Source organism: Candidatus Cloacimonadota bacterium, from assembly GCA_020532355.1.
Taxonomy (GTDB): Bacteria; Cloacimonadota; Cloacimonadia; order Cloacimonadales; family Cloacimonadaceae; genus UBA5456.
On sequence record JAJBBD010000306.1, the window covers coordinates 1 to 4929 of the forward strand.

Annotated in this window: 3 protein-coding genes; all 3 read right to left on the reverse strand. The window is 41.9% G+C overall.

The annotated features are described in order from the left end of the window. Nucleotides 1-871 precede the first annotated feature (871 nt). Nucleotides 872-1642 carry a DNA alkylation repair protein gene (locus LHW48_10535; GenBank protein ID MCB5260883.1) on the reverse strand — a complete coding sequence of 257 codons (771 nt, stop codon included), beginning with the start codon at nucleotides 1640-1642 and terminating at the stop codon, nucleotides 872-874. 564 nt (nucleotides 1643-2206) lie between these two features. After that, complete coding sequence (locus tag LHW48_10540) at nucleotides 2207-3001, reverse strand: TdeIII family type II restriction endonuclease (protein MCB5260884.1); 795 nt, start codon at nucleotides 2999-3001, stop codon at nucleotides 2207-2209. Between the two features lie 9 nt (nucleotides 3002-3010). Further along, nucleotides 3011-4600, reverse strand: coding sequence for a site-specific DNA-methyltransferase (locus tag LHW48_10545; protein ID MCB5260885.1), 1590 nt, complete (start codon nucleotides 4598-4600; stop codon nucleotides 3011-3013). Between the last annotated feature and the right edge of the window lie 329 nt (nucleotides 4601-4929).

Below are 4929 nucleotides of genomic sequence, written 5' to 3' on the forward strand. Positions count from 1 at the left end.
CGGGGTTTGATGTGAACTTATGTTCAATTCTTATAAGTTGCTTTTTTTGTCAAGGAAGATCTGCGGAAATTCTCTGAGAGTGAATGAAATGAGTCGGTGACTCTTTATATAGAATTCAGTGATAAAAAGGGTATGGTGGTGCCGGTAGTGGGTATAAAGAGTCACCGAAAATTGCAAATCCGCTCACCGAAAATTGCAAATGCCAAAACATATGCATATCCAAGAATCCAATTGCTTCCATACGTAATCCGTATTGGTATATTGCATATATCATTACGGGTTTTTCTCTTGATTCTGGAGTTGATAATAGTAACTACCACTTGGACAAAATAGTGCCCAATCTGCAGGTTTTGGTGATCAAAACAATGAGATTTGCTGAGTAAATGTCAAGGTGGTTTTCTGCAATTGCTTTTCAGATATTCTTTTCTCTCTTCGACTTATCTAATTTGTCCATTGATCGCTATTTGCAGATTTCAGTGACTCTTTATATCAAGATTGTATATTGTTGTCAACAATGCTTAGGATTTCTTACAGGGATTAAGAGCTACTTAACTCGTATAAAAAGAGAAAGATACCCAATACAAATGTCCTTCTTGGCTCAAGCTTGCGGAAACTGCCGCTTATGGCGATACAACATTACAATTAACCAGGAACATATTTCGGGGCTCAGGAAAGCCGGAGTAAAGGGCTTCCTGAAGCATTGTATAATTATTTCCACATTATCGGAGAAAAAAACAGAATATATCTAACGGTTTATTCTTGACAGAAATCTCCGCAAGCCGCAATCTAGCCCCAGCCTAAAGACCCTACATAGAATGCCCTCCAAGTCGTGGGGAACACCGCCCGGTGTTCCCTACGCATTATTGTATCCCTATTTTTCTTTATTGCTTAGGGCTTTATCTTTCCTAAAGCGCAAGCGTTCCTCTTTGCTGAGTTTTTCAGTGGCATACTGGATAATCAATCTGGCGGCAGTGTTTCGATAGCGATAAAGAAAATCTTCCACATCGTGAGGATGGATCTTCCAGAGTTCTCGCAGAAACCAGCCCATGCCTTGATGCACCACCCGTTCCGGATCTATCATCAATTCTTCCGTAAATTCCAGCAGTTCTCGAATCTCGTATTTCTTTTTAAGCTTGATCAGTGCTACGGGTACTGCTCTTCTGCTCCAGCGTGAGCCAGATTTCAACCATCCCGCAAAATCCTGAAGCGCAACGATATCTTTGAGCAGAAAACGTGGTAGCAATCTGGAGCATAGATGATCCGCGTGAGCCCAGTTATTTACACCAAAATCAAACCAGTTCCTAAGGCCTTCAAATTCCTTTTTACCACATTTCTTGAGCCTTCTTTCCAGCAGCTGGATAGCGAGGCTGCCCATTTCATACTTTGGGTGTTGGAACAAAAGCGAACCCAGCTCTATCAATTGAGATGGCTCTTTCAAAGAATATTCACTCTCAATAAGGCTGGCGATTTCGGCGATATCTTCTACGCTATTACCCCAGGCATTGTAGCCCTCCTTAAAATAGCGGGAGTACTTCATTACGTTTTGGGGATTTGCCCGTGCGGCAAGAAAATCCTCCGCTCGTCTGATAATTGCCTTATACATTTTGGCTTCCTGGATGTGCATCATTACCTCGCTTATCATATCCATTATCTAACATAGTTTGATATGTCTGGCATCAATGCAAGATGTTCAAAAAATGTCAAGCCTCCTCTTTGTGCTACCCAAAGTCATTGGCGTAGCATTAGCCGGGATTCAAGCTTGGATCCTGCTATGGGTGGAGCACTATCCTACGACAAAGGTTAGATAAAGTTACGCTAACTGCCCGGGAGAGCATTCTGTTTCAAGATATTGGCAATGGCTACATTTTTTTGCTTTTGACCTCACAAGAATACGGATTAGCTTATAGGTAAAACAAATAGAGAGGAAAATATGATTAGCATCCATCCATATATAGGCAAAGGGCTATCTTGCGGTTCTCGTTCTGCAAACATATGTTGCGGTTGCTTTTTGCCAGACCATCTGCTTTATTTCATATTTTCCTCCTTATAACGCGGGGCTTAACCATAGCCCGCACGTTGCATATATAAAGATTTATCGATGACTGAGTCGATTCAGAATATAAAGGTTCTTGCAGCTAGATTGGTTTCTACCAAATTGAAGCAGTAAATATTAGATGACTGCCCTTGTTCTTCCTTACTTTGGGGACTATTCATTGTCACTCACGTTTCTGAACTTGGCAAAGTACTTATCGATCTCAAACCGCATATCGATGCCTACCTGTTCAAAAACACCAAGTAACGACTCATAAGATTCGGGTCCTGCCAGAAAATCCCAAAATCCCTCTGCCACCTTGAGCTCATGCTCCAGATCCAACATGCCTCGTATCGTCCACCTTTCATACGGCTTGGGTGCATAGGGATTGTAAGGGATCGCTATCAATGAATGGACCGAAGCCGAAGGATCCATTGCCAAACTAGCAGCCACCCACTCTAGCATTGTGCGCTTGTATCCTTTAAACTCACCGGCATTGGGCTTAGCAGTCTTAATATCGATCAAATACGTCGTCCCGTCTGTTCCTACTAACTTAAGATCTACCCTAGTCGGCCTTACTTTAACCATTTCACCACTTTGACAAACTGACCGAATTTCTTCAATCTCTTGTGGCTTATTCGGCAGCCTATCTCCCACAGCTAAGCCATCCATGATCCTCTGAATTGCATTGTGCGCTTCAGATGATATTTGAGTCCCCGATTTCTGCTGTTTTTCAGCACTTATAAACTGGCTTCCTGCCAAGGAAACTGCTACTGGCTCAAAGATAGAAGTCCCAAAATTTGTATTTAGTGAATGGATAAAGGAATACAGGGCGAGACGGTCTTCTCCCAGAAGACGGGTATGAAATGGCATAACCCCGGGTTCAGGATTATAATTTTGAAACTTCTTCCTCAGGCTTTGGGTTAAAATCTGCCTAATCTCTTCACGAGCGTGGGCTTGAATCGCCACAATTGACTCCTATTGCGCTATGTCTTTAAGATGGAAAATTATCTCAGCATAGGCATTTTTATTCTTTTCTGTTCGATTTAGAACTGGTCTTTTAAACTGATCCACAATGCTCATCCCAGCTCTGCTAGCGATCTCAGGATATAGACCATACTTGTCATTTGACACCAAAAAAACATCGAAATCTTGCGAAAGAAACCTTCTGCAATTGAGTAAAACATCCGATATTCCTTGAATGTAGCTCTGCTGAGCTTCCTTGCCCTGCCCCTTGAAGAGTGGCCCAATCTCAAGTTCGTCATTGCGCTCAAAGCGAAACAGATCATAAGCATAAGCGTGTTGCTCGTGGTAGTCAATCAAGCCTACATATGGAGGAGAAGTAAAAACCCCTTTGATCTTCTGATTCTTAACAATGTCTGCTAAACCAGGATTGATACTCTGTACCTTGTCTATGATATCGACGTTTCGGCTATCAGCTGTAATGCAGACCTGCATGGTGTTTGTGCGAAGGTGATCAAACTGCTTTAGCCGATTTATAGTATCCTTTGTATAGGTTCTCCACCATTTCTGAATCGAAAAAAGCGGCTTGCATATCTTACCATGTTTGCGACAATAGTATGTGCTGGTCACAGGCTCATTCAATGTAGCCAAATCTGCGTGCGTGGTAGCGCGGCAGCTTCGCATTGTTCTGCTCAAGATCACAGCTAATATCTTCCTTGTGGAAGGATTAGAGATTTTCTTGATTTCCTCAAACACCAATTCAAGCTCTTCTCGAACATGCTTGACAAACCACTTCTCAAGAAATGTACGTGGGTCATCTTGAACAAGCTGGATCCCAAACTCACGAATCAAAGCCTGGTATATAGGAAGAAACTGCTTTGCCTTTTCTGAGGAGTATGACTTTTCGTCAATAAGATGGTTCCGCACCTTATACTTGTATTCAGGAGCAGGAAAATACGTGCTATTGAATCTGTTGATCTCCTCTAGTAAGCGGTTTTCGAACTCATTTGACCGAGAATTATGTAGATGCTTGGCCAACACTCCGCTAATTCGATTCACTTCTTTTTGAACATCTACAAAATCATACTTTCGAACCTTGCAACCTGCTACCATAACATTGAATGCGGATACATCTATTCCAATGGCGTGAAGACGAAGCTCATTGGCCTGCACCAACGTAGTTCCGCTACCTGCAAATGGATCTAAAACTATGTCACCTGGTTTAAAGAAAACTTGCTTCTTGAACCTATCCGTATGATCATCAAGAAAATACTCCACTAGTTGAGGTATAAACTTGCCCTTGTAAGGATGCAAACGATGCACATGTTTGGTAGTCTCGGATTCTCTATATTGCTCAAAGGAAAGCGCCCAGTTAAGATCATCCCCCAGTTTTTCACGCCATATCTCTTTCCTGTCTACTTTTAGGATACTGTAGTAATGGCGTAACTCACTCAGAGACACGAAAACTGATCCATTATCTCCAAATCTGCGGATACGACCATATTGAACCAAATAGCTAATATTGGAACTAGTTACATTCTTTCCTAGGTGATCACTTGCCCATTTACTGGCATCTTTTATGCTTACCAAGTCGGCTGCTTCCATAGTATGGTCTCCTCCTATATATCATGCAAAGTAAGTATCACTTGAGATCAATAATATACTATCGGACTTTATGTCAATCAAAATCAGCTTTGAGCCGGGGATATTATCTCAGTTGCTTAGCGTGGTCTTGCTATAAAGAGTCACTGAAATCTGCAAATAGCGATCACTTGGACAAAATAGGTAAGTCTAAGAGAGAATAGGATATCCATCAATTCCGAATAGCTTCCATAAGCTTCAAAAAGTTTACATTCACCCCCATATCATAGGACTCGTGTTTTTTGACGAGTTCTCCTCCGGGGAAGCTTGCTTGGTTGTACCTTATTGCAAAG

Excerpts from the sequence above, each read along its gene's own strand:
- LHW48_10535 (MCB5260883.1), bottom strand. The coding sequence starts at position 1,642 with ATGATAAGCGAGGTAATGATGCACATCCAGGAAGCCAAAATGTATAAG.
- LHW48_10545 (MCB5260885.1), bottom strand. The coding sequence starts at position 4,600 with ATGGAAGCAGCCGACTTGGTAAGCATAAAAGATGCCAGTAAATGGGCA.